At 53.9% G+C, this 21,797-nt stretch carries 17 protein-coding genes; 10 read left to right on the plus strand and 7 right to left on the minus strand.

Going from position 1 to position 21,797, the window contains the following annotated elements; all coding sequences use genetic code 11:
- Positions 1 to 4: 4 nt before the first annotated feature.
- A complete protein-coding gene (locus tag Q4E40_RS01610; RefSeq protein ID WP_303409654.1) occupies positions 5 to 631 on the minus strand; it encodes an OB-fold-containig protein in 627 nt (208 codons plus the stop codon).
- Between the two features lie 171 nt (positions 632 to 802).
- On the opposite strand from Q4E40_RS01610, the gene Q4E40_RS01615 reads away from it, so the two are divergent.
- Complete coding sequence (locus Q4E40_RS01615) at positions 803 to 1,447, plus strand: CatA-like O-acetyltransferase (protein WP_303409655.1); 645 nt, start codon at positions 803 to 805, stop codon at positions 1,445 to 1,447.
- Between the two features lie 170 nt (positions 1,448 to 1,617).
- Positions 1,618 to 2,691: a 3-oxoacyl-ACP synthase III family protein gene (locus Q4E40_RS01620; protein WP_303409656.1), complete on the plus strand. Its 1,074-nt coding sequence runs from the start codon at positions 1,618 to 1,620 to the stop codon at positions 2,689 to 2,691.
- Positions 2,692 to 2,757: 66 nt separating this feature from the next.
- Here Q4E40_RS01620 and Q4E40_RS01625 read toward each other — a convergent pair whose 3' ends face one another.
- Both Q4E40_RS01625 and Q4E40_RS01630 read right to left on the minus strand, forming a co-directional pair.
- The gene (locus tag Q4E40_RS01625) at positions 2,758 to 3,486 is read right to left on the minus strand and encodes a Mut7-C RNAse domain-containing protein (protein WP_303409657.1); all 729 of its coding nucleotides are present in this window, start codon (positions 3,484 to 3,486) and stop codon (positions 2,758 to 2,760) included.
- Positions 3,487 to 3,600: 114 nt separating this feature from the next.
- Positions 3,601 to 6,066 (minus strand): TonB-dependent receptor, encoded by a 2,466-nt coding sequence (locus Q4E40_RS01630; protein WP_303409658.1) that lies wholly within the window; start codon positions 6,064 to 6,066, stop codon positions 3,601 to 3,603.
- Between the two features lie 322 nt (positions 6,067 to 6,388).
- Here Q4E40_RS01630 and Q4E40_RS01635 point away from each other — a divergent pair, with 322 nt between their 5' ends.
- A complete protein-coding gene (locus Q4E40_RS01635) occupies positions 6,389 to 7,699 on the plus strand; it encodes an NCS2 family permease (RefSeq protein WP_303409659.1) in 1,311 nt (436 codons plus the stop codon).
- 63 nt (positions 7,700 to 7,762) lie between these two features.
- Positions 7,763 to 11,032, plus strand: coding sequence for a S41 family peptidase (locus Q4E40_RS01640; RefSeq protein ID WP_303409660.1), 3,270 nt, complete (start codon positions 7,763 to 7,765; stop codon positions 11,030 to 11,032).
- Positions 11,033 to 11,193: 161 nt separating this feature from the next.
- Here Q4E40_RS01640 and Q4E40_RS01645 read toward each other — a convergent pair whose 3' ends face one another.
- Entirely contained in the window at positions 11,194 to 11,358 is a 165-nt protein-coding gene (locus Q4E40_RS01645) for a hypothetical protein (protein ID WP_303409661.1), read from the minus strand.
- A 556-nt stretch (positions 11,359 to 11,914) separates the two neighbouring features.
- Here Q4E40_RS01645 and Q4E40_RS01650 point away from each other — a divergent pair.
- On the plus strand, positions 11,915 to 12,973 hold the full coding sequence (locus tag Q4E40_RS01650) for an ArsO family NAD(P)H-dependent flavin-containing monooxygenase (protein WP_303409662.1): 1,059 nt from the start codon (positions 11,915 to 11,917) through the stop codon (positions 12,971 to 12,973).
- Between the two features lie 63 nt (positions 12,974 to 13,036).
- On the opposite strand, the gene Q4E40_RS01655 is transcribed toward Q4E40_RS01650, so the two are convergent.
- Positions 13,037 to 13,801 carry an oxygenase MpaB family protein gene (locus Q4E40_RS01655; protein WP_303409663.1) on the minus strand — a complete coding sequence of 255 codons (765 nt, stop codon included), beginning with the start codon at positions 13,799 to 13,801 and terminating at the stop codon, positions 13,037 to 13,039.
- 252 nt (positions 13,802 to 14,053) lie between these two features.
- Here Q4E40_RS01655 and Q4E40_RS01660 point away from each other — a divergent pair, with 252 nt between their 5' ends.
- Together Q4E40_RS01660 and Q4E40_RS01665 are read left to right on the plus strand one after the other, a co-directional pair.
- Positions 14,054 to 14,914 (plus strand): bestrophin family protein, encoded by an 861-nt coding sequence (locus Q4E40_RS01660; protein ID WP_303409664.1) that lies wholly within the window; start codon positions 14,054 to 14,056, stop codon positions 14,912 to 14,914.
- Between the two features lie 94 nt (positions 14,915 to 15,008).
- Positions 15,009 to 15,239, plus strand: coding sequence for a DUF3820 family protein (locus Q4E40_RS01665; RefSeq protein WP_303409665.1), 231 nt, complete (start codon positions 15,009 to 15,011; stop codon positions 15,237 to 15,239).
- An 8-nt stretch (positions 15,240 to 15,247) separates the two neighbouring features.
- On the opposite strand, the gene Q4E40_RS01670 is transcribed toward Q4E40_RS01665, so the two are convergent.
- Positions 15,248 to 15,709, minus strand: a complete 462-nt coding sequence (locus tag Q4E40_RS01670; RefSeq protein ID WP_303409666.1) for a DUF4268 domain-containing protein — start codon at positions 15,707 to 15,709, stop codon at positions 15,248 to 15,250.
- Between the two features lie 113 nt (positions 15,710 to 15,822).
- On the opposite strand from Q4E40_RS01670, the gene Q4E40_RS01675 reads away from it, so the two are divergent.
- Positions 15,823 to 16,470 carry a dioxygenase family protein gene (locus tag Q4E40_RS01675; protein WP_303409667.1) on the plus strand — a complete coding sequence of 216 codons (648 nt, stop codon included), beginning with the start codon at positions 15,823 to 15,825 and terminating at the stop codon, positions 16,468 to 16,470.
- A gap of 130 nt (positions 16,471 to 16,600) precedes the next feature.
- On the plus strand, positions 16,601 to 18,067 hold the full coding sequence (locus tag Q4E40_RS01680) for a M48 family metalloprotease (RefSeq protein ID WP_303409668.1): 1,467 nt from the start codon (positions 16,601 to 16,603) through the stop codon (positions 18,065 to 18,067).
- Between the two features lie 84 nt (positions 18,068 to 18,151).
- Here Q4E40_RS01680 and Q4E40_RS01685 read toward each other — a convergent pair whose 3' ends face one another.
- On the minus strand, positions 18,152 to 20,971 hold the full coding sequence (locus tag Q4E40_RS01685) for an alpha-amylase family glycosyl hydrolase (RefSeq protein ID WP_303409669.1): 2,820 nt from the start codon (positions 20,969 to 20,971) through the stop codon (positions 18,152 to 18,154).
- A 221-nt stretch (positions 20,972 to 21,192) separates the two neighbouring features.
- Here Q4E40_RS01685 and Q4E40_RS01690 point away from each other — a divergent pair, with 221 nt between their 5' ends.
- Positions 21,193 to 21,756 (plus strand): RNA polymerase sigma factor, encoded by a 564-nt coding sequence (locus Q4E40_RS01690; protein WP_303409670.1) that lies wholly within the window; start codon positions 21,193 to 21,195, stop codon positions 21,754 to 21,756.
- Positions 21,757 to 21,797 lie beyond the last annotated feature (41 nt).

A 21,797-nucleotide genomic window follows, 5' to 3' on the forward strand; every position in this document is an offset into this window, starting at 1 on the left:
CGAATTAAATGGTTTGGTAAGGTTCTATGAGGTAAAATTTGTTTTCAGCATTGTACTCGAGCACGAGCGCGGTCTCCCCTTTCTGCACGGCGGAGCCCTGGGTCGTTCTGACGTTCAGCAAAAGTGGCGCTCCCGTTGTCTTCACAGCGGCCTGCCCCAGTTCATAGCCGCTGGCCGGCAGGGTAACCGTACAGATCTGCCCGATGACATTGGCGGCCGATTCGTGCTCTTTTTCCATGGCGGCAAATACGCGCACGAAGGGCATGGTCAGGAACTTGGCAACGAACAGCGCGGCCACAAAAGACGGGATCAGGTATAGCCACCCGAGCAGGGTATAGCCGTCGTTGAGGTAGTGGTTGGCCAAGATCGAGAGCACCCAGAAAGGCAGCGCCAGGAAAGTGAGGAACACCATGAAAGGCACCTTGCCGAGGTTGAAGAAGGCCAAAACATTGTTGAGCCAGCTGACGGCCGACACGCCATCGGCATCCACCTCAGGTTCAACGTCCACATCAAAAAAGTCGAGGTCCAGCAAGCCGAAGATAACAGCCAGCCAGTAGAGCAGCACGAAGGCCAGCAGAGCGGTGGGAATGATGTTGACGGCAGAAAAAGTAGCTTGTAAAAGTTCGTTCATAGGCAAAGTGGGTTGGAAAAAGTATTGTGCTATAAATATAAAAGAATATTCATAACAAAGCATATACTTTTGCATTTCGCACCCAGAAAAAATGAGAAATGCGCACCATCTGCTATCTTTGCGTTGTTGTTTACAAATGGCAGTCCACCGATAAACTGCCCTACTTTATACATGCAGAGCCGCTACAGCAAAGAAATTATACCAGTCGAAGGATGGGATCGCGAAGAAACATTCCGGTTTTTCAGCACCTTCACCCAACCGTTTTTCAACGTACACACAGAGGCTGAAATCACCCCGCTTTATCGATATTGCAAACAGCACGGCCTGTCGGTATCGCTCGCTTACATGCACGCCACCGTGCTGGCTGCCCGGCAGGTAGAGAACTTTCTGCTGCGCATCGAAAACGGGCAGGTGGTCCGATATAGCGGACTGGACCTGTCTACTACTATTCTCAAAGACAACAAGCAGATCGCTTTCACCCATTTCCCTTTCCACGAAAAGCTGGCCGATTTCTGTGCCGAGGGTGCCCGCATCATAGCTGCCGTCAAGCAAAGCACGAAGCTTTTCAACGGTCACCAGGGCGTCGACCTGCTGCACATGACCACGCTGCCCTGGTTTACCTTCAAAGGGATGGAGCATGCGTCTACGACCGGCTTCGAAGATCCGGGCGTGCCTAAAATAGGCTATGGCAAACTCGAGATGCGCGGCGACAAGGTATACCTGCCCATCAGCATCGGCCTGCACCACGCCTTGGCCGACGGCTACCACATGCACCTGTTTCTGGAGGAGCTGGCCCATGTGATTGAAAGCTATTGATAGTAGAAAATGGCGTATTAATTGCGCTATACCTGGCAGGGCAACCGAAGCACTCGGTGTCCCAACGTTTTTCGTAAATTTATCTTGCCGTATATAGTGATAACCAATATATTGGGTGGCATTAGGGTCCCGAATCCGAATGATCTATCTTACCTTTAACTCTACCTACTATGTGGCGATCAGTTATCACTGGAACCGGCAGTTATATCCCAACCGAAGTAAAAACCAACCAGGACTTTACCTCTCATAATTTTTACACCGATCAGAACGAGCCAATCGGGGTTTGTCCGAACATAGTCGTTGAGAAATTTCAGAAAATAACAGGTATAGCGGAGCGCCGCTATGTGGCTTCGCACCTCACGACTTCCGACATCGCTACCCTCGCCGCTGAAGAAGCTATCCGCAGCAGTGGCATCGATCCCGAAACGCTCGACATGATCATTGTGGCGCACAACTTTGGCAACGTGATCGAAGGCACCATACAGTCGGACGCCGTGCCAGCACTGGCCAGTCGCGTGAAGCACAACCTCAAGATCAAAAGCCCGAACTGCGTGGCCTACGACATCCTGTTTGGTTGTCCGGGCTGGGTGCAGGGCATGATTCAGGCCGATGCTTTTTTTAAGGCAGGTATGGCCAGGAAGGCGCTCGTGATCGGAGCCGAAACCCTCTCCCGCGTGATCGACCTCTACGACCGCGACAGCATGATCTTCAGCGACGGCGCCGGTGCCTCGGTGGTGGAGTACCAGCAGGTGCCCGAAGACGGCAGCGGTATACTGGCCAGTTGTGCCCGCAGCCACAGTGTGGATGAGGCCTATTATATCAACATGAACAAGTCCTACATGCCGGACGGCGACCCGCGCGTGCGTTACATCAAAATGAAAGGCCGCAAGGTATACGAATACGCCATCAAGCTGGTGCCGGAAGCCATGAAGGAATGCCTGGATCTGTGTGGCGTGGATATCAAAGACGTGAAGAAGGTGTTCATCCACCAGGCCAATGAGAAAATGGACGAAGGCATGATACAGGCGTTATTCAAACTCTACGGCAGACGTGACATTCCGGAGGACATCATGCCGATGAGCATCCATTACTTGGGCAACAGTTCTGTGGCCACCGTGCCGACGCTGTACGACATTGTGCGCAAAGGGCAGGATGAGAAGCACGAACTCAACGATGGCGACATCATTCTGTTCGCTTCCGTGGGGGCCGGTATGAACATTAACGCGATCTGCTACCGGGTATAGTTTAAAGTTATGCACCTTAATAGCAAGGCCTCCCTACAGGTAGGGAGGCCTTGCTGTTTTATTCGGCTATACCTGCGCCTTTATTCGCCGGATCAACTCCTGCATCCGCTCATAATGCGAGCCTTTCCAGTACACCCGTTTGCATTGCCGGCATTGGTAAAACTCGTCGAAGTAGAGCTGTGTGTTCGGCGGCAGCTGCTCCAGCACTTCCTGCTTTTCAACCGGCACAATGTGGCCGTTGCAGACCATGCAGCGGGTGAAAGGCTGGAGCTGATCGCCTAACCGATACCTGCTGATCACTTCCTTCAGCTGCTCCTCGGTTTGCTGGGAGCGCAGCCAGTAGCCGGCAAGTATAGCCTTGTGCTTGAGCAGGTTCACATCCCGCGTGAGCAGAATGCGTTTCTCTTCGCTGGAAATCTGAACGAGCTCCGGGTCGTGCAGGTGCTGCCCGTATACCGTGTCAAAGCCCAGCAGGTGCAGGAATCGGGCCAGCGAACCGAGGTGCACATCCAGCACAAAACGCCGCTCCGCTACACCTGTCAGCAACTCCTCCTCCCCTCCCTCATAAGGATATATTTCTACCTGATCATTTGGCTCAAGCCGATAACTGAAATCTACTTTTTCCCCGTTCACGAGTACTGCATGCACCTCCACATGGGGCACGCCCATGGCCTCGATCATGTCCTTGACCGTTTGGTGTGCCGCGAAGGTATAGGGGATAACGGTATGGCGCTGGCGGGGCCGCAGAAAGTCATTCAGGGAGCCGTAAAACCGGAAAAAGGCGCTATGGGACATAAGGCGACAGGTATAGCCAAACAGGTATACGCACCCAAATGTAAAAGCGCCCGGGCAAAACCCGGGCGCTTTATCAATTAACAAAAACCAGTCTTAATACACTTACACTCTAACTCAATTTGCTCTTCTTGTCTCCTCTTCAGCACTGCCGGTACGGCGGCGTGACGGACCAGACTGCGCCTGGCCGAAACGGTAGTTGAAGCTCAGGGTCGCCACCTGCGTATCGCGGCGCTGGAAGAAATTCTCTTCGTAGCGGGCCAGGGCGGTATAGCCGTTGACTTTATTGGTATAAAACACATCCGCTACGTTCAGCTTCAGGCTCGCTTTTCTGTCCCAGAACTGCTTCTGCACACCCACCGACATAAACCACAGCGGGTCTACCTCCAGGAAGCCGTATACCTCGCGGCCGCGGTACACGCCTACCAGTTCCGCCGACCAGTCGTTTGGCAGCTTGATCGTGTTGTTCGAGTTCAGGTTAAAGGTCGGGATGCCATTGCTCAGGTCGGTGTCCGCCACAAAGCCTTTGTAGTGCCCATAGTAGAGGGTACCGTTGTTCACGCTGTTGAACCAGTTGCCGATCGAGAAGGGCGCCGTCACGGTCAGGCCATAATAGTCGAGCGAGGCCAGGTTGCGGAAGGTTTGCACCACCAGCTTTTCCCCTTCCTCGGCCGGCGAGAGCACCTGCACCATCACATCGGCGGTACGGCTGTAACTCAGCTTGGTGATGAAGCGCTGGTCGAAGGTATGGGTCAGCTCAAAGGAGTAGGATAGCTCCGGCTTCAGGAAAGGGTTGCCCGCCGAGTAAGTGCTGGGGTCCAGGAAGTTCTTGAACGGGTTAAGCTGGTTGTAGGAAGGCCGGTTGATGCGTCGGCTCACCGACATGCCTAGGTCATGCTTTTTGTTCAGGCTGTAGTTAACGGCTGCACTCGGAAACAGCTGGGTATAGTTGCGGTCAAATTTCTGCCCGTCCGTCAGCTGCCTGCCCTTCGCGATGGTGTTCTCCGCCCGGAGCCCCAGCTGCAACCCTGCTTTTTTCCACTTTTTGTTTGCATTCACATAAGCGGCATTGATGTTCTCGTCATACAGAAAATGGTCACTTTTATCGGTGTCCGGCACGTTGCCACCGTTGCTGCGGTCGTAGAAGGCCAGGTCGTTGTCGGCTGTCACCAGACTGCTTTTAAGACCCGCTTCAAAGTTGCCTCCGATGCTAGCCAGCGGTTGACGGTAGTCGACGCGGGCAGACTTAATGGTCAGGTCACCGTCCAGGGTGCCGTACAGCAGGTAAGGGTCGCGGATCTGCTCGTTGCTCAGGTTATAGTAGTTGGTGGTGAAGTTCTGCTCGTCGGTGTTGCGGTACGAAATGTAATCGACGTCAGCGGTGATCTCCCGGCCCAGGCTGTCGATCGTGTGCTTCAGGTTAAAGTTGTAGGCCTGGTTGCGACGGCCGTGCTCCACATCAGCGTCCGTCACGAAGGAGGATTCCGCCTGACCGCCTGCGTTGATCACACTGGAGCGGTTGTTCGTGCCACGGTCTATATCCGACGCAAAGCCGCTGGCCACCACGCCCAGCACCGTTTTAGGTGACAGAAAGTAATCGGCCCCCACCCTGCCGCTGTGGTTGTTAAACAAAAAGTCGAACCTGTTCTGCTGGTCATAAGCACCGGTGAAGGCACCGTTTTCGTCCAGGAAGCGGCGGTAAATGTCCAGGTCGTTGAAGTCTTTGCGCAACACATAGTTGTAGCTGCCGAAGAGGTTAAATATCTTCGTGCGGTGATTCAGTTGCACGCCCTGGTTTGATTTGGCAAAGCGGCCCTGTCCGTAAGAGGCGCTGAGCGTTCCATTCGTGCCCATGCTTTTGTCACGCTTCAGGCGGATGTCGATAATACCGGAGTTACCGGCCGCGTCATACTTGGCCGAAGGATTGGTGATCAGCTCGATCTTCTCCACGCTGCTGGCCGACATCCCGCGCAGCATATTGGCGAGCTCCGAGCCCGACATCGGCACCGGCTTCCCGTCCACCATCACGATCACACCCTGTCGGCCGCGCATGCTGATGTTGTCGTTCTGGTCGATCACCACGCCCGGTGCCTTCTCCAGCACTTCCAGCGCCGTGTTGCCCGCCGACACAATGCTGTTCTCTACATTCAAAACCGTTTTGTCGAGGTGCTGCTCGATCAGCGGCTTCTGTGCTTCGACCACCACCTCTTTGAGCGCCGTAGCGGACTGGCTCATCAGGATCGGATTCAATTTTAGCGCCTCTGCTGCGGAGCTTACGTTCACTTCCGCGGGTTTTGACTTACCGAAACCGACCATGCTCGCCACCACTTTATACCTGCCCACGGCTATACCTTCAAACAGGAAAGCGCCACTTTCGTCGGAGAGCGTCCCCTTCACAAGAGAGGAGTCTGCTGCCTTGAGCAGGAGCACGTTGGCATAGCCCATGGGCTTGTCAGCCGTTTCCATCACCTTGCCTGCAATGGTGGCCTGCTGCGCCGAAGCGGAAGAGTAAACAAAGAGAAAAAAAAGCAGCAGGTATACCTTGCCGCTGCATGGAGACTGGAGAGTTAGCGTTTTTTTCATGTGCCCCTGGTATTTATTTTTTCATAGAATTATTTTGCTTATCCTAGTTGTGTGCCAGATTGTCAAACAACTGATTAATAGCCATTTACAAACATTTTTCAGTCCTTTCTCATTCTATAAGTGTCTGGAAATGAGCACCCTGATTTGATTCCGAACACACGCCTGGCAACAGGTATAAGCAAAAGAGAAAGACGGCAGGTGGATGGTTGCTTTGCGGCAGAAAAAACTAACAGGAGAAGCGGGACTTTAACATATTTTTAACGCTTGCCCGTATAAATTGCCTAATATTAAGCCGCCATCCCATTCAAACCCACGTCCAAGCATGGAGTCCTACTTTGAGCTCAAAAAGAACAACACAACCATCCGAACGGAGGTCCTGGCCGGTCTCACCTCTTTTCTGGCCACAGCCTATATCATTGCGGTGAACCCGGCCATCCTGAGCCAGGCGGGCATGCCTTTTTCGGGCGCGCTGACCGCCACGGTGCTGGTGTCCTTTTTCAGCAGCCTGCTGATGGGGCTCTATGCCCGCAACCCGATCATTGTGGCGCCAGGTATGGGACTCAATGCCTTCTTTACCTATTCGGCCGTGCTGGGGATGGGCATTACGTGGCAGGTGGCGCTGGGGGCCGTTTTCTGGTCAGGCATCGTATTCCTGATGCTCTCCGTGTTTAAGGTGCGTATCCTCATCGTGAAGGCCATTCCCCGTCCGTTGCGCTACGCCATCGCCGCAGGTATAGGCCTGTTCATCACCATCATCGGTTTTGCCAACGCCGGGTTTATTGTGCCGGATGAGGCGACCACTACTGGCCTGGGCCCACTCTCTCCCGCTGTGCTTACATTTTTGGGTGGACTGTTTTTGATGGCCATTCTGATTGCCCGCAACGTGACGGGAGCCATACTGGTAGGTATAGCGCTTACCACGCTGGCCGCCTACCCGCTGGGGCGGTGGTGGGCGCTGGATGCCGCTCCTGTCATCAGTTGGCAGGGTTTGTTCGCTGCACCTGACTTTAGCCTGGTCTTGCAGCTGGATCTGATTAATTCCCTGCAGTTTGCAGTGTTTCCTGTCATCTTCGCCTTTGTATTCACCGATCTGTTCGATAGCCTCTCTACCTTCGTAGGCCTGGCTGAAGCCGCCAACCTGACAGATGAGCACGGGGAGCCCCGAAACGTAGGCCGCTCGCTGACCGCCGATGCGGTGTCCACCACCATTTCGGGCCTGTTAGGTTCCAGCCCCGGCACGGCCTACGTGGAGTCGGCGGTAGGTATAGAAGCAGGTGGTCGCACTGGACTGACGGCGGTTGTAGCCGGTTTGCTGTTCCTGCCCTTCCTGTTCCTGGCGCCGCTACTCTCCATGGTTCCGGCCATTGCCACCGCGCCGGCCCTGGTGCTGGTGGGCGCCTTTATGGTGCGCCCGATCGTCCGGATCAACTGGCTGAAAATGGATGAAGCGATCCCCGCCTTTCTGGCTATGGTGCTGATTCCCTTCACCCACTCTATCTCGCAGGGCATCATCTGGGGCTTCCTCAGCTGGGCTGTTTTGAAAGTGGCGACCGGCCAGAGCCGAAGCATCCCGGTCACTTTATGGGTCATCGTTGCCTTTTGCGTACTGGCGCTCATTATGCAGACGCATTAAGTAATTTGCCTATATTATATTAATAGCATCTTTCTTATCTTAGGGGCTTTCAATCCGAACCCTATGATCAAAAAGTTTGCTCTAGCAGCATTGCTGGCCGCCGGATCGGCGCTGCCAATGGCTGCGCAGGACGCACCCTCCTGGATGCGTTACCCGGCCATCTCTCCTGATGGTAAGACCATCGTCTTCACTTACAAAGGAGACCTCTATACCGTACCGGCAGCGGGTGGCAACGCCACGCCGCTCACGCTGCACGAGGCGCACGACTTTATGCCGGTGTGGAGCCACGACGGCATGTCGATCGCTTTTGCCAGCGACCGCTACGGCAACTTCGATATTTTTGTGATGCCCGCTACCGGTGGCGCCGCCCAGCGCATCACTTTCCATTCGGCCCACGAGTACCCGTATGAGTTCAGCCACGACAACAAAACCGTGTACTTCGGCTCTACCCGTCACGACGCAGCCAGCAACCGGCAGTTCCCGACAGCCTACCAGCCGGAACTGTACCAGGTAGCAGTATCGGGCGGTCGTGTGAAGCAAGTGCTGACTACGCCGGCCGAAGAGGTAAAGCTCAGTCGTGATGGCGGCAAAATGCTGTACCAGGACCGTAAAGGCGGTGAGAACCAGTGGCGCAAGCACCACGTGTCCTCCGTTACCCGGGACATCTGGGAGTACGACACCAAAACCGGCAAGCATACCAAACTGACCAGCTACGAAGGCGAAGACCGCAGCCCGGTGTTTGCTGAAAACGACAAATCGATCTATTACCTGAGCGAGGCCAGCGGCACCCTGAACGTGCACAAAATGGCAGCGCAGGGTCCTGCTAAATCGGAGCAGGTGACCAACTTCGAAAAGCACCCGGTGCGCTTCCTGACGGCTGCGCAGGACGGTACCCTGAGCTTCAGCCAGAACGGCGAGCTCTATACCAAGAAGCCAAACGGCCAGGCCCAGAAAGTGAACGTGCGTATCGCAACGGATGCCAAGACCAACAACGAAAGCATCCTGAAAGTGAATGGCGGCCTCCGTGACCTGGCCGTATCACCCAACGGCAAAGAGGTGGCTTTCATTTACCGCGGTGAGGTGTTTGTGAGTGCCGTGGAAGGATCGGTGACCAAGCGCATTACCAACACGCCGGAGCAGGAGCGCAACGTGAGCTTCTCGCCTGACGGCAAGTCGCTGCTCTACGCCAGTGAGCGTGGCAAAAACTGGAAGATCTACAAGACGGACATCGTGCGCAAGGAAGAGCCTTATTTCTACGCCTCTACCCTGCTGAAAGAGACGCCTCTGATCGAAAACGAAAAGGAGAACTACGACCCGCAGTTTTCACCGGACGGTAAAGAGATCGCTTTCCTCGAAGACCGTGCTGTGCTGAAAGTGATGAACCTGGCTAGCAAGCAGGTGCGCACGCTGCTCAACACCAACGAGCTGTTCTCGATGCGCGACAACGACCAGTACTTCACCTGGAGCCCGGACAGCAAGTGGATCCTGTTTGAATACTCGGAGCCGGGTTTTGCCAATGGCGAAGTAGGCATTATAGCGGCTGACGGCAAGGGCAAAAAGATCAACCTGACGGAGAGCGGCTACAGCGACTACGCTCCCAAGTGGATGATGGGCGGTGAGATGCTGATCTGGAACAGCACCCGCGACGGCATGCGCGCCCAGGCCAACAGCGGCGGTGCCCAGTCCGACATTTACGCCATGTTCTTCACCCAGGACGCTTTCGATAAGTACAGACTGAGCAAAGAAGACTATGCTCTGGTGAAAGAGCAGGAAGAGAAAATCGCCAAAGAGAAGGAGAAGGCAAAAGAGCAGGAGAAGAATAAGAAGAAAGCCAAGAAGGACGAGCCGAAGAAAGAGTTTCAGATTGACTGGGATGGCCTGACCAACCGCAAAGCCAAACTCACGCTGCACTCTTCCAGCCTGTCCGACGCCCTGGTGTCAAAGGACGGTGAGACACTCTACTACCTGGCTAAGTTTGAGAAAGGATTCAACCTGTGGTCCACGAACCTGCGCAGCAAAGAAACCAAAATGCTGGTGACGCTGAACGCCAACCGTGCCCGCATGCTGTGGGACAAAGAGCAGAAAAACCTGTTCCTGGAATCGGATGGCAAGATCGTGAAGCTGGACCCAAGCAACAGCAAGCAGGAAACCGTGAAAGTGGACGGCGAGATGAACCTGGATGCTGCTGCTGAGCGTGCCTTTATGTTCGAGCACGTCTGGCGCCGCACCAAGCAGACCTTCTACACCGCGAACCTGCACGGCACGAAGTGGGACGAGCTGAAAGCAGATTACGAAGCCTACCTGCCGCACATCAGCAATGACTACGAGTTTTCTGAAATGCTCAGCGAACTGTTGGGCGAGCTGAACGTGTCGCACTCTGGCGCCAGTTATAGCAACAATGACCCGAACGGTGACGCGACGGCTACTCTCGGCATCTTCTACGACCAGACCTATACCGGCAACGGCATTAAGCTGGACGAAGTGATCGTAGGTGGTCCGCTCGATAAAGCTGGTCTGAACCTGAAACCAGGTATGATCATCGAGAAAATCGACGGTGAGACAATTACCCAGGACAAAGACCTGGCGCAGTTCCTGAACCGCAAGGCAGGCAAGAACACCCTGCTGACCGTGACGGACGCCAATGGCAAAAACAGCAGAGATATCACCGTGAAGCCGATTGCGCAGAACGAAGAGAACCCGCTGCTTTACAAGCGCTGGGTGCGCCGCAACGCGGAGGAAGTGGATCGCCTGAGCAACGGACAACTGGGCTACGTGCACATACCGGGCATGAACGACCCGAGCTACCGCACCGTGTACGAAGAAGTGATGGGTAAATATGCCAACCGCAAAGGTATGGTGGTTGACACGCGCAACAACGGCGGCGGCGACCTGGTGGCGGATCTTGCCATGTTCCTGAGCGGACAGAAGTTCCTGGACTACACCACCGACACCCGCTCGACTGGTTTTGAGCCGTCATTCCGCTGGACAAAGCCGAGCATTGCGCTGGCCAACGAAGCCAACTACAGCGACGGCCACTGCTTCGCCTACAGCTACATCGACTTGAAACTGGGCAAACTGGTGGGTATGCCGGTGCCGGGCACCTGTACGTTTGGTGGCTGGGAAATGCTGCAGAACGGCAGTGTGCGCTGGGGCGTGCCGCCACTGGGTGTGAAGGATATTAAAGGCCAGTACCTGGAGAACCTGCAGACCGAACCCGATGTGAAAGTAGCCAACGCCTACGAATTGGTGAGCAAAGGCAAAGACCAGCAGCTGGAAGCAGCTGTGAAGGAACTGCTCAAAGACATAGAAGCACAAGGACAGGCCCAGAAATAAGCCTTCCTAAGGTATAAGCAAAAAGCCCCGGCAATAGTCGGGGCTTTTTGGTTTAAGGATTTGTTGGTCACATTACCACCAGTTTCAATAAGAATATGTCATTTCGACTGGGGGTAGGGGCCCTCGTTTTGGGAGAAATCTGGAATATTGTGAGCAGTGGATTAATCCAGATCTCTCCATTCTTTCGAGATGACAGCGGAGAGGCACATCGCTCTTTCGGATTTATCAATCCGAAAGTTGACTGTTGGGGATTTTTCAATCCCCATTTCGCTATTCATGCGGGTCAGCAGACCCGCGTATACCTGCAAGTGGCAAGGTCGCTTCATGCTCCTTTATTGTCACCCTAAAAGTATCTTAGTAGCAGGCAGTAAAGGCTTAACTTCCGGGGCATAACCCTCTATTTCCACCGACATTCGATATAGAATGACAGAGAGTTGAAGCCTGTTTTCTTAGAAAGAAACGACCTGGTGAAAAAGTGACCATGGATCGTGAAATCGCAGGAAAGAGAGCGATGCTGATTCGGACATCCTTGTCCGAATCTAAAACTGCTGCGGACATCCATGTCCGCGTACTACACCAATACGGGGATAAGGATATCCCCAACTTTTACTTCCGGACAAGGATGGACGGAAGAGCCTTTGGTAGAATTGTCTTCAAGGAGGCAATGTTAAGTAGATATTTACAGCATTACCCCTAACCCAAGAGCCCAAGCCAGCGCAGCTCGCTACCAAGATCCTTTCAGGATGACAAAAATAGATAGCGCCATATCTTACGCCTTCTCCTCTGGAACAACCGGAACTACTGCCTATCTTTAAGGTATAGAACAGCTGATTTTCATTCCTTTTCAATTAACTTACTCACGCCTACAGCAGAACAAGTTATATGCAGAAAATCTATGACACCATTGTGATCGGCGGCGGACAAAGTGCTTTGGCCTGTGGCTATTACCTGCGCAGAGCCAAGGTTAACTACATCATGCTGGATGATCAGGAAGCACCCGGTGCTTCGTGGCGCAACTACTGGGATTCCCTCACCCTCTTCTCCCCTGCCGCCTTCAGCAGTCTGCCCGGCTGGCTAATGCCGGAGAGCCAGGAGACCTATCCATCGCGCGTGGAAGTGATCGACTACCTGACCAGGTATGAGCAGCGCTACAATTTTCCTGTTGAGCGTCCGGTACAGGTGCAGGAAGTGTGCTTTCGCGACGGACTTTTCGAGGTAAAGAGCACACACAAAACTTATTTAGCCCGTACCGTCATCAGCGCAACAGGCACTTTCCGGAAACCCTTTATACCTGCCTACCCTGGTGCCGAAACATTCCGAAACCTGCAGCTACATTCCTCTAATTACAAAAATCCAGAACCGCTCAAAAATAAGCGTGTACTCATAGTGGGTGGTGGGAATTCTGGCGTTCAGATTCTGGCGGAGGTATCCAAAGTGGCAAATACGACCTGGGTTACGCCGGACGAAGTGACCTTCCTGCCCGATGATTTGGACGGCCGGGTACTTTTTGATCAGGCATCAGCCCGTTACTATGCCATCCAGCACGGGCTGGAAGTAAACCCCTCCCAGTTCGATGTAGGCAATATTGTGATGGTACCGGCTGTGAAAGAGGCCCGCAATCGCGGGGTGTTGCATACGGTACGGCCATTCCTACGCTTTTATGAAGACGGCGTGGTATGGCCGAACGGACAGCAAGAGCCGGTGGATGCGGTAATCTGGTGCACCGGCTTCGGGTATGCCCTTGACCATCTGGACTGCTTAAACTTAGAAGACCAAAAAGGCAGAATAGAAGTGGAAGGCACAAAAGCCAAAGCACAAGCAGGCCTGTGGCTCGTTGGTTACGGCAATTGGACCGGCTTCGCCTCCGCTACCCTGATCGGTGTTGGCCGCAGTGCCCGGCAGACCGTGACTGAGATCCAAAACTATCTGGAGCAGGTATAACGGGCCTCAGGTATAGATACTTTTATTTAACATAAATACGCAACTAAAAAAAGAAGCAGTTGCTCAGGCAGGGTGCACATCCAGTTCCTTGATCTCGTTTCTATAAGCCGGCGGCAGGATCAGGGATTTGATCAACCAGTCGGCCCGCAAATGGCGGCTGAGTTTATACACGCGAAGCACTGGTTTCAGCGCCGACCATTTAACAAGGCCAAGCTGTTCGCGCACGGTGGTGGGCACGATCAATTTCTGGCCTTCCAGCAACAGCCTATACCTGACAGGCCCCAGGTGCTTGCGGTACTGCTTGTACAAATCGGTCGTGAAGTGGCTGGACGCCAGGTTTTCTTCTAAGTGGCTTTGCCGCATCTGCAGCCAAGCCTGGTAGTTGTCCGGTAGCCCCCGCAGCCCCATGCGTATACCTACCCGCCAGAACACCTCGAACACATTTTCCTTCTCGGGCTCTGTTAGCGCTCGCTCCAGTAACTCGAAAGAGCGGATGGAATAGTCGATCAGCATGAACAGCACATCCCGGTAGGCCCAGTCAGGTATAGCCATGCCGCGCTTCGACTCCACCCCGGCGTGTATCTTCGCCATGGTATCGATGGCCTTGTGGGCACCTTCCATACTCGAGAACACGATCTGACGGGCATAGCCCACCGTCGAGAACAAGCGCCCCAGCGGGTCGGCGGGCAGCCGTCCCGTGAAATAGAGCCAGTCTACTGCCTTGTTAAGGGCAAATTCGGCCGAGGCGCCCGCGAAAATAAACAGGATGGTGTCGCCTTTCCCCCATATTTCGCGCACCACACTGCCTTGCTTTACAAAGTATTCCATAATGAAAGAACAAAGGTAAGGTCCAAAATGTGCTGCTCAGGATGCTACTTCAGTGACTTAACACCCCGCGTTGCCTACGATCACTTTATACCACTGATAATCAAATACATAAATAAAACAATATACTTATTTTCGATAACAGAGCTTGCACGCTAAAAAATTTTGTGCTTATCTTTAGGATCAACTTTTAGCCAAATTGAACCCCGCTTAGCCTGCCCACTCACTTAGGGACGGGCTAAGCGGATTTTTTTTATGATCAACTACAACCCCAAGGACTGGTTCGTCTTTATCTTCCAGCTTTCGAAGGCGGATACCTTTCGGAAGCTGTTGCCCCTTATGTTTGGTGTCGGCATTTACGCCGGAATAGTTGCCTACGTAGAGCTGAATTTCCTGAACCTTTCCGAAACGCAGTACATTCGCAATGTAGGGATGATGCATAACGTGCTGGGGTTTGTGATCTCGCTCCTGCTTGTGTTTCGTACCAATACCGCTTACGACCGCTGGTGGGAAGGCCGCAAGATATGGGGTGGCGTCACCAACAGTTCGCGCAACCTGGCCATTAAGCTGCAGGCCATTGCCACCGACAAAGACGACCGCCGCTTTTTCAGGCTAATGATCCCCAACTACGCCTTCGCCCTGAAATGCCTGCTGCGCGAGAACGAAGACTTCCGCGAACTGGACCCGGTGCTGGACCTGAAAAAAGAAAAACACCTCCCCAACCAAGTAGCAAGCGGTATGTACGCCCGCCTGAACACTATGTACACGCAGGGCAGAATTGACACGGGGCAGCTGCTGGTGCTCAACGAAGAACTGAAAGCCCTGACGGAACACTGTGGTGCCTGCGAGCGCATCAAGAACACGCCTATACCCTATACCTACAGTGTCTTTATCAAGAAGTTTATTTTCTTCTATGTGATGACGCTTCCTTTTGGATGGGTGTTCAGCCTGGGCTATTATGTAATTCCAGTCGTTATCCTGATTCTGTATGCGCTGGCCAGTTTGGAGCTGATTGCCGAGGAAATCGAGAACCCCTTCGGCACCGATCCCAACGACCTGCCCGTTGACCAGATCTGCCACAACATCCGCAAACATGTGAGCGAGGTAATGGACTGAGACTCAAATCAGGCCAGAAAAACTTAGCTGCCCGTTAGCGAAGGATTCTTTATGCTTGCCGTCTATACCTTATCTTTGGGAAAATAACCCGCCTATGCAACCGGACTCCTCCATGCTCACCGAACTGGTGCGAATGAAAATGCCCTTCGGCAAGTACAAAGACACGGTGCTGTGCTATTTGCCCGTCTCATACCTGGAGTGGTTTGCCCGCGAAGGCTTTCCGCCGGGCAGGCTCGGCATGCTGCTGGCCACCCTTTACGAGATCAGGCTCAACGGACTGGAGTATTTGCTGGAGCCACTCAAGCGCCAGGCCCGAAAGCGCTAACGCTATACCTAGCGCAGCTCGTCAAAACTGTATTTGGCGTCGCTCCAAAACGCATCCAGGGCAATCATCCGGGGCTTGAAAAAAGAGATCAGCGCAGGCCAGTCGTCCTGGTTGAAGACGTTCACCCCTTTCAGCTCGATGTAGATGCGGCTGACTTCTTTTCCGTATTCGTCTGTGGTGTGCAGTTCCCAGGTCCACTCCTCTCCTACCGTGCTGTGCAGCAATTCCTTCATGGCCCCAAACTGCTCAAAGAACATTTGCTGTATCTCCAGGTCCGGCTGCGTCATCTCGATGGCAATGGAAGCCAGTTTTTTGTCGGCCCGCATGCGGAAGTACACATTCTTCAGACCCGTTTTATAGTTGATCCAGTTGGTGGGCATCCCTTCTGCCGACAGCACAGGGGCCATGTACTGCCCGAATGCTGTCCAGAATGCCTGTCTGAGTTTAGAAGCCTGTTCCCGTGTATACATGCAGTAAAATTGGTGAATGTAGCGTTAATAACAAAGTAAGCAGCGAAGCGCGCTAATCGCCTTATATGGCCTTTAGTACGTAAAAAGGACGGTATACCACTTTCGCGACATCCATGAAAAAATCGATTATCCTATACCTGCTGCTCATCGCTGTGGTAAGCTGCCAGGCACAGGACAAGCAGGAAACCCGGCAGCCTGCCCGCCACGTAGGAGGCCCCTGCGAAGGTTGCGAGGCGCTGCATGAGTACGGCGGCAAGAAGCTCAGCCCGACTGACACGCTACCCGACTTTCGCCCGGATGCGAAGAGCAAGCTCAAACTGACGGGTACCGTATACCTGCCGGATGGCAAAACCCCGGCCCCGGATGTGATCCTGTACATCTACCACACCGACAGCACAGGTATATACCCCACCAGAGGAGATGAAAAAGGCTGGGCCAGACGACACGGTTATCTGCGGGGCTGGATCAGGACAGGGCCTGACGGCAGGTATACGTTCTACACGACCAGGCCCGGTACCTACCCTTCCCGAAATGAGCCTGCCCACATACACGTCACCGTCAAGGAACCTGACAAAAACGAATACTACCTGGATGATTTCCTCTTCGAAGACGATCCGCTCCTGACTCCACAGGTACGCAGAGAAAGACCTGAACGCGGTGGCTCCGGCATTGTATCCCTGCAAGGTCAGGGCGACCTCCTTGTCGCCAACCGGGATATTATACTGGGGCTCCATATACCGGACTATCACCCTCAGCGATAACGGGCCTGGCAGGGCGTTTCAGGGGCATGCTGCAACTTAAAAATTGCATTATCGTTGCTTGTTACATATTCAGCCTCTGCGATATACCCAGCTTTTTGGAGTAGTCAGGGAGGCTTAAAAAGATAAAACAATGAGAAAGAACATTATATCCGGATTAGTGGCATCCGTGTTCCTGATAAGCAGTTCCTGCCAGACCAACCCGGTAACGGGCAAAAAAGACGTGATGTTCATGTCGGAGAGTCAGGAAATAGCCCTTGGCAAGGAAGCAGACCCACAGATTGTAGCGGAGTTTGGACTTTACGAGGACCCAAAACTACAAAGCTTCATCAAAGAAAAAGGCCAGCAGATGGCCAAAGTCTCCCACCGCAGCAACCTTAGCTACGAGTTCAAGATCGTGGACTCCCCAATCATCAATGCCTTTGCCGTGCCGGGGGGCTACGTCTACTTCACACGCGGCATCATGGCCCACTTCAACAACGAAGCGCAGTTTGCCGGGGTGCTCGGTCACGAGATCGGCCACATCACGGCACGCCACTCTGCGCAGCAGCAGAGCAAGTCCATTCTGGCGCAGGGCGGCCTGCTGCTTGGCATGATCCTCTCGCCTACTATAGCGCAGTACGGACAGGAAGTATCGCAGGGGCTTGGTCTGCTGATGCTCAAGTATAGCCGCGATGCGGAACGGGAGTCGGACAAGTTAGGCGTGGAGTACTCGACCAAAATCGGCTACGATGCTTCCGAAATGGCCGACTTCTTCACCACCCTGCAGCGCAAGCAGGAAGAAGGCGGGCAAGCGATCCCCTCCCTCCTGTCATCACACCCTGATCCGGGCGACCGTCACAATACCGTGCACCAGCTGGCGGATGCGGAACAAAGAAAGCAGAACCTGACTGACCCGAAGGTGGGCCGTAACAGTTACCTCAAAATGATTGACGGCCTGGTCTATGGAGAGGATCCGAAACAGGGATTTGTCGAGAACCAGGTTTTCTACCACCCCGTGCTGAAGTTCCAGTTTAACATTCCGAACAACTGGGGCTACCTGAACTCCCCACAGCAGGTGCAGATGGGTCCGAAGGACGGAAGCGCCGTGATGGCACTAACCCTTGCCCCAGGCGCCAGCCTGCAGGAAGCCGCCCAGCAATTTCTGCAAGGCAATGGTCTGCAAGCCGTTGAAAGCAAGCAGGTAACCGTGAATGGACTACCTGCCCTGGCGGTAGTAGCTGATCCACAACAGCAGCAGCAGCAGCAACAACAACAGCAGCAACAGCAACAGCCTTTGCGCACGCTCACGTACTTTATCCAGCACGGAGAAAACATATATAGCCTGATGGGCATTACCACGGCACAGAACTTCAACAACTATTTCGAGGTTTTCAGCAGCAGCATGCAGAGCTTCAAGGTGTTGACAGACCCTGAAAAGCTGAACCGGAAGCCGGAGCGCATCAGCATTGTAACGGTGCCGAAGGCCACTACGCTGGCCCAGGCGCTGCGCAGCCACAACATGCCCGACGCCCGCCACAACGAACTGGCCGTGCTGAACGGCATGCAGCTAAGCGATCAGCTGCCCGCCGGCACCCTGATTAAAGTGGTGAAAAAGTAGGTATAACCAATGTATGCAAAAAGCCCTGCCTCCAGCATAGGAAGCAGGGCTTTTTGCTTTGAGCTATACCTGTCAGAGCGACGCCTATTCGTTTGCCTTGAGCAGTTTGTGCACCGACTTCTTTCCTCCCTGCTCTACCTGCAGGTAGTAAATACCGGCAGGCACCCGCTGTAATCGGAGCTGCTCCTGGTGATTTTGCTGGTGTTTGAGAAAACGAACCTGTTGCAACTGGCGTCCGGTCATATCGACCAGCTGCAGCAGTACCGGACCGCGGTATTCGCCTTCCAGGTGCAGCACGGTGGCCTCCTGCATTGGGTTCGGGTATACGCTCACGCCTCTTTCGGCTAGTTCCTCCTCCGCTGAGAGCACCAGTCCCTGCCAGGGCACCAGACCAGCTTGTGGTGTTTTGAGCTTTTTGGTGGTGTAGAGGTGAAATTCGCCCGGCTGCAGCTCCATTGCCTGACCTGGGTCCTCGATGTTGTTTTCCCTGCCCGTAAAGTAATCGTACCATACCCCGGTGCTTGGGAAATTGGCGTTCACCTGCTGCGCCCGCACATCAAAATTCCCGAGTATGAACACATCCATGTCTTCATGAAAAAGGAAGATGCGCTTTACCTGGCCATTTAGCTGGAGGTCGAAATCGTTGGTTGTGAAAGCCGGTTCGTTTAGTTTGAGCTTGATCAGTTCGGCATATACCTGATACAACTTCTGCCGGTCAGGCTGCTGCTGGTACTCCCAACGGATCGGTTTCTGGCCGGTGCGGCCGTTCTGGTCGATCGACACATCATACCCCAGCTCTCCGAACTGCCAGATCAACTTTGGACCAGGTATAGGCAGGAAGAAGGCGGCAGCCAGTTTGGCGCGGTCGAGGGCGGTGGCCAGCGTACGCGTGTTGTAGCTGCCGTTACGGTTGCCGTTGGTGAGCACATCATACAGCAGGCGCTCTTCATCGTGGCTTTCCATGTACCCGATCAGGTATGGGTTTTCCCAGGTACGGTTTTTATAGGAGATCCCCTGCGGATTGGCCAGCATGCCTTTGGCCATGCTGCGATAGTCGTGGTTATGGTTGCCCCAGAACAGCATGCCGTAATTAGATAGTTCTTTTTCTTCCTGGTTGTCGGCAAAGTGCTCCAGTATCACATAGGCCGATTCGTCGTAGCTTCTGATCTCGTCGTAAATGCGCTTCCAGGTGGCAACGCGGCCGGCATCATAGGCACTCCAGGCGCCCACATTCTCGCCGGTGTTTTTCTGTGTGAAGCCTTTGGAAAGGTCATAGCGGTAGCCGTCAATGTTATACTCTTCCAGCCAATGGCGGCTCGCGCGCGCGACAAGAGCCTTAGTAGACTCGCTCTCGTGGTTAAAGTCGAAGAAGACGCTGAAAGGGTGTGTAGCCCGCTGGTTGAAGAACGGGTTGTTGGCCGCCGGTTGATTGCCATCCCAGTACATTTTCACATAAGGGTATACATAGTCCGCCTGGTTGAGCACAATATCCAGGATGACGGCGATACCCATTTCGTGCGCCTTGTCTATAAAGGCTTTCAGGTCGTTTTTGGTACCGTAGGCTTTGTCGGGCGCAAAAAAGAAGATCGGGTTGTAGCCCCATGAGTCGTTGCCGGAGAACTCCATGACCGGCATCAGCTCAATGGCATTCACGCCGAGGCGCTTCAGGTAGGTGAGCGTATCGGCCAGCACCTTGTAATTGCGGGCCTCGATGAAATCGCGCACGTGCAGTTCGTAGATCACCAGGTTCTCCGGGTCCGGCCTTTCGAAGTCGGTCACTTTCCAGGTATAGGCGGGCTGATTCGTCTGCAGGATAGACACGATTCCTGTCGCACCCTGCGGATAGGCTTTCAGATTAGGGTAGGTGCTGGCCGGTATGTACTGGTCCATGCCCGGGTCGAGGATCTTCTCGGTGTAGGGATCCGCCACGGCCAGCGTGCCATCCACCAGGTACTGGTAGGCCACCTCCTGCCCCGCCGGCAGGTTGTTCAGCTCGATCCAGTAGCGGTTGCCGTCAGGCGTGCGTTTCATCAGGTATTCCGGTGCGCTCTGCCAGTTGTTAAACTCCCCAATGGCGTACACGAATTGCTTGTGCGGCGCAAAGAGCACCAGGGTGGCCGTGGTGGCGCCGGTATAGTTCACGCCATCGCGTATACCTGCCGGAAGCTCTGCCACCACCGGTTGCGGCCTCACCCGAAAGGTGAAGGTTTGGGTAATGTTTTCGGTGCCGCGTTTCGCTTCGATTGTGACGGAGCGCAGCACACCCTGCTGGTTGCCGGCATTCACGCTGGTCTGTACCTGATCGGTGTTGGTGGCGCTGTACACTACGGTATTGTCCAGCTTCACCGTGACATCGGCTTTGGCTGAAATGGTAGCCCGCACAGGTATAGCACTGTTGGCCGCCACGAAAAAATTCTGCTGCTCGGGTTCCTGCAGGGCTATTTGCAGACTGCCGTCGTAGATTTTGATAACAAAGTCTTCGGTCTGGGCCGAACCGCTGCCATTTTTGAGCAGCAGGCCCAGTTTGTCGATGGTCTGCCCGGCCGGCACCCCAAAGTAAGTGCGTGGCGTGAGTTTGATCTGCCAGCGGTCGTTGCCCAGCGCGGTCATCTTGCCCGGATTGAATGGCTGGTTGAAACTCGTCTGCCCGGCCGGCTGGTACTGGAAAGCATTGGGATTGCCTGCAACGCCCGCGCCCGACCACAGGTATACATCGTCGGTTTTGCCCAGCAGTCCGGCGGCGCGCCCGTCCTTGGCCTGCTTTACATCGATGATGATGGTGATTTCCTGATCGCCGTTAGGGAACTCAGGTATAGTTTGAACTGCCTGCGCCTTTGCCTGCCAGGCTAAACCTGCCAGGAAAACAAAAAGCACCAGCAACCGGTTGAGGTATTTGTTGGCCATAATGTGAATATTGTAAATGAAAGGGAATCAGGGATAAAGTAGCAAGCAGGCAAATTTCTGTCTGTACAAACACGCACCCGCCAAGACAAATACGCCCGTGCTTTGAATTACGTGTTATAACACCAGATACGATTGTATATTTTTCAGAGCCTAAAGGTATGATATCCGATTAAATTCTAATATAATTGTTGTAATCCGTTTCGAAAACGGTGCAATCGCGCATGGACGAGCTGGAAGTTTGGGGCAGGTTTAAAGCAGGAAGCGAAGATGATTTTTCGCTGCTGTACCGTCATTTTGCTCCCATCATGCTGCGTTATGGCAACCGGATCACGTCTGACAAAGAGCTTATACGCGATTGTCTGCAACAGGTGTTTTTTTCGCTCTGGAAAAGCCGTGCCACAGTAGGCACCCCTGCCAGCGTGCAGCATTACCTGCTCAAAGCTATCCGCAACGAGCTCATCAAAAAAGGCAACCGCGCCAAACTGCACGAAGCCCTGCCCGAAAACTACCACTTTGAACTAGAGGACTCCCACGAGCAGACCCTGATCCAGCTGCAGACGGCCGAGCTGACGCGCCAGCGGATCACGGAGCTGCTCTCACAGCTTCCGGCCCGTCAGCGGGAAGTCATCTTCTTGAAATACTACGCCAACTTCAAGTACGATGAGATCGCCGCCATCATGGACATCGGGCAGGACTCCGTGTACAAGACCACCTACAAAGCCATTGCCCGTCTGCAGCAACTGCTCCATAACAGCGCCCTCCTGCTCCTCACTCTCTTCTTTTAGCGAAAACCTATCCTGCTTACCCACAATATTTTAGCAAATCT

The organism is Pontibacter coccineus, assembly GCF_030546575.1.
Taxonomy (GTDB): domain Bacteria; phylum Bacteroidota; class Bacteroidia; order Cytophagales; family Hymenobacteraceae; genus Pontibacter; species Pontibacter coccineus.

Excerpts from the sequence above, each read along its gene's own strand:
- Q4E40_RS01610 (WP_303409654.1), bottom strand. The coding sequence starts at position 631 with ATGAACGAACTTTTACAAGCTACTTTTTCTGCCGTCAACATCATTCCC.
- Q4E40_RS01615 (WP_303409655.1), top strand. The coding sequence starts at position 803 with ATGCAGAGCCGCTACAGCAAAGAAATTATACCAGTCGAAGGATGGGAT.
- Q4E40_RS01620 (WP_303409656.1), top strand. The coding sequence starts at position 1,618 with ATGTGGCGATCAGTTATCACTGGAACCGGCAGTTATATCCCAACCGAA.
- Q4E40_RS01625 (WP_303409657.1), bottom strand. The coding sequence starts at position 3,486 with ATGTCCCATAGCGCCTTTTTCCGGTTTTACGGCTCCCTGAATGACTTT.
- Q4E40_RS01630 (WP_303409658.1), bottom strand. The coding sequence starts at position 6,066 with ATGAAAAAAACGCTAACTCTCCAGTCTCCATGCAGCGGCAAGGTATAC.
- Q4E40_RS01635 (WP_303409659.1), top strand. The coding sequence starts at position 6,389 with ATGGAGTCCTACTTTGAGCTCAAAAAGAACAACACAACCATCCGAACG.
- Q4E40_RS01640 (WP_303409660.1), top strand. The coding sequence starts at position 7,763 with ATGATCAAAAAGTTTGCTCTAGCAGCATTGCTGGCCGCCGGATCGGCG.
- Q4E40_RS01645 (WP_303409661.1), bottom strand. The coding sequence starts at position 11,358 with ATGAAGCGACCTTGCCACTTGCAGGTATACGCGGGTCTGCTGACCCGC.
- Q4E40_RS01650 (WP_303409662.1), top strand. The coding sequence starts at position 11,915 with ATGCAGAAAATCTATGACACCATTGTGATCGGCGGCGGACAAAGTGCT.
- Q4E40_RS01655 (WP_303409663.1), bottom strand. The coding sequence starts at position 13,801 with ATGGAATACTTTGTAAAGCAAGGCAGTGTGGTGCGCGAAATATGGGGG.
- Q4E40_RS01660 (WP_303409664.1), top strand. The coding sequence starts at position 14,054 with ATGATCAACTACAACCCCAAGGACTGGTTCGTCTTTATCTTCCAGCTT.
- Q4E40_RS01665 (WP_303409665.1), top strand. The coding sequence starts at position 15,009 with ATGCAACCGGACTCCTCCATGCTCACCGAACTGGTGCGAATGAAAATG.
- Q4E40_RS01670 (WP_303409666.1), bottom strand. The coding sequence starts at position 15,709 with ATGTATACACGGGAACAGGCTTCTAAACTCAGACAGGCATTCTGGACA.
- Q4E40_RS01675 (WP_303409667.1), top strand. The coding sequence starts at position 15,823 with ATGAAAAAATCGATTATCCTATACCTGCTGCTCATCGCTGTGGTAAGC.
- Q4E40_RS01680 (WP_303409668.1), top strand. The coding sequence starts at position 16,601 with ATGAGAAAGAACATTATATCCGGATTAGTGGCATCCGTGTTCCTGATA.
- Q4E40_RS01685 (WP_303409669.1), bottom strand. The coding sequence starts at position 20,971 with ATGGCCAACAAATACCTCAACCGGTTGCTGGTGCTTTTTGTTTTCCTG.
- Q4E40_RS01690 (WP_303409670.1), top strand. The coding sequence starts at position 21,193 with ATGGACGAGCTGGAAGTTTGGGGCAGGTTTAAAGCAGGAAGCGAAGAT.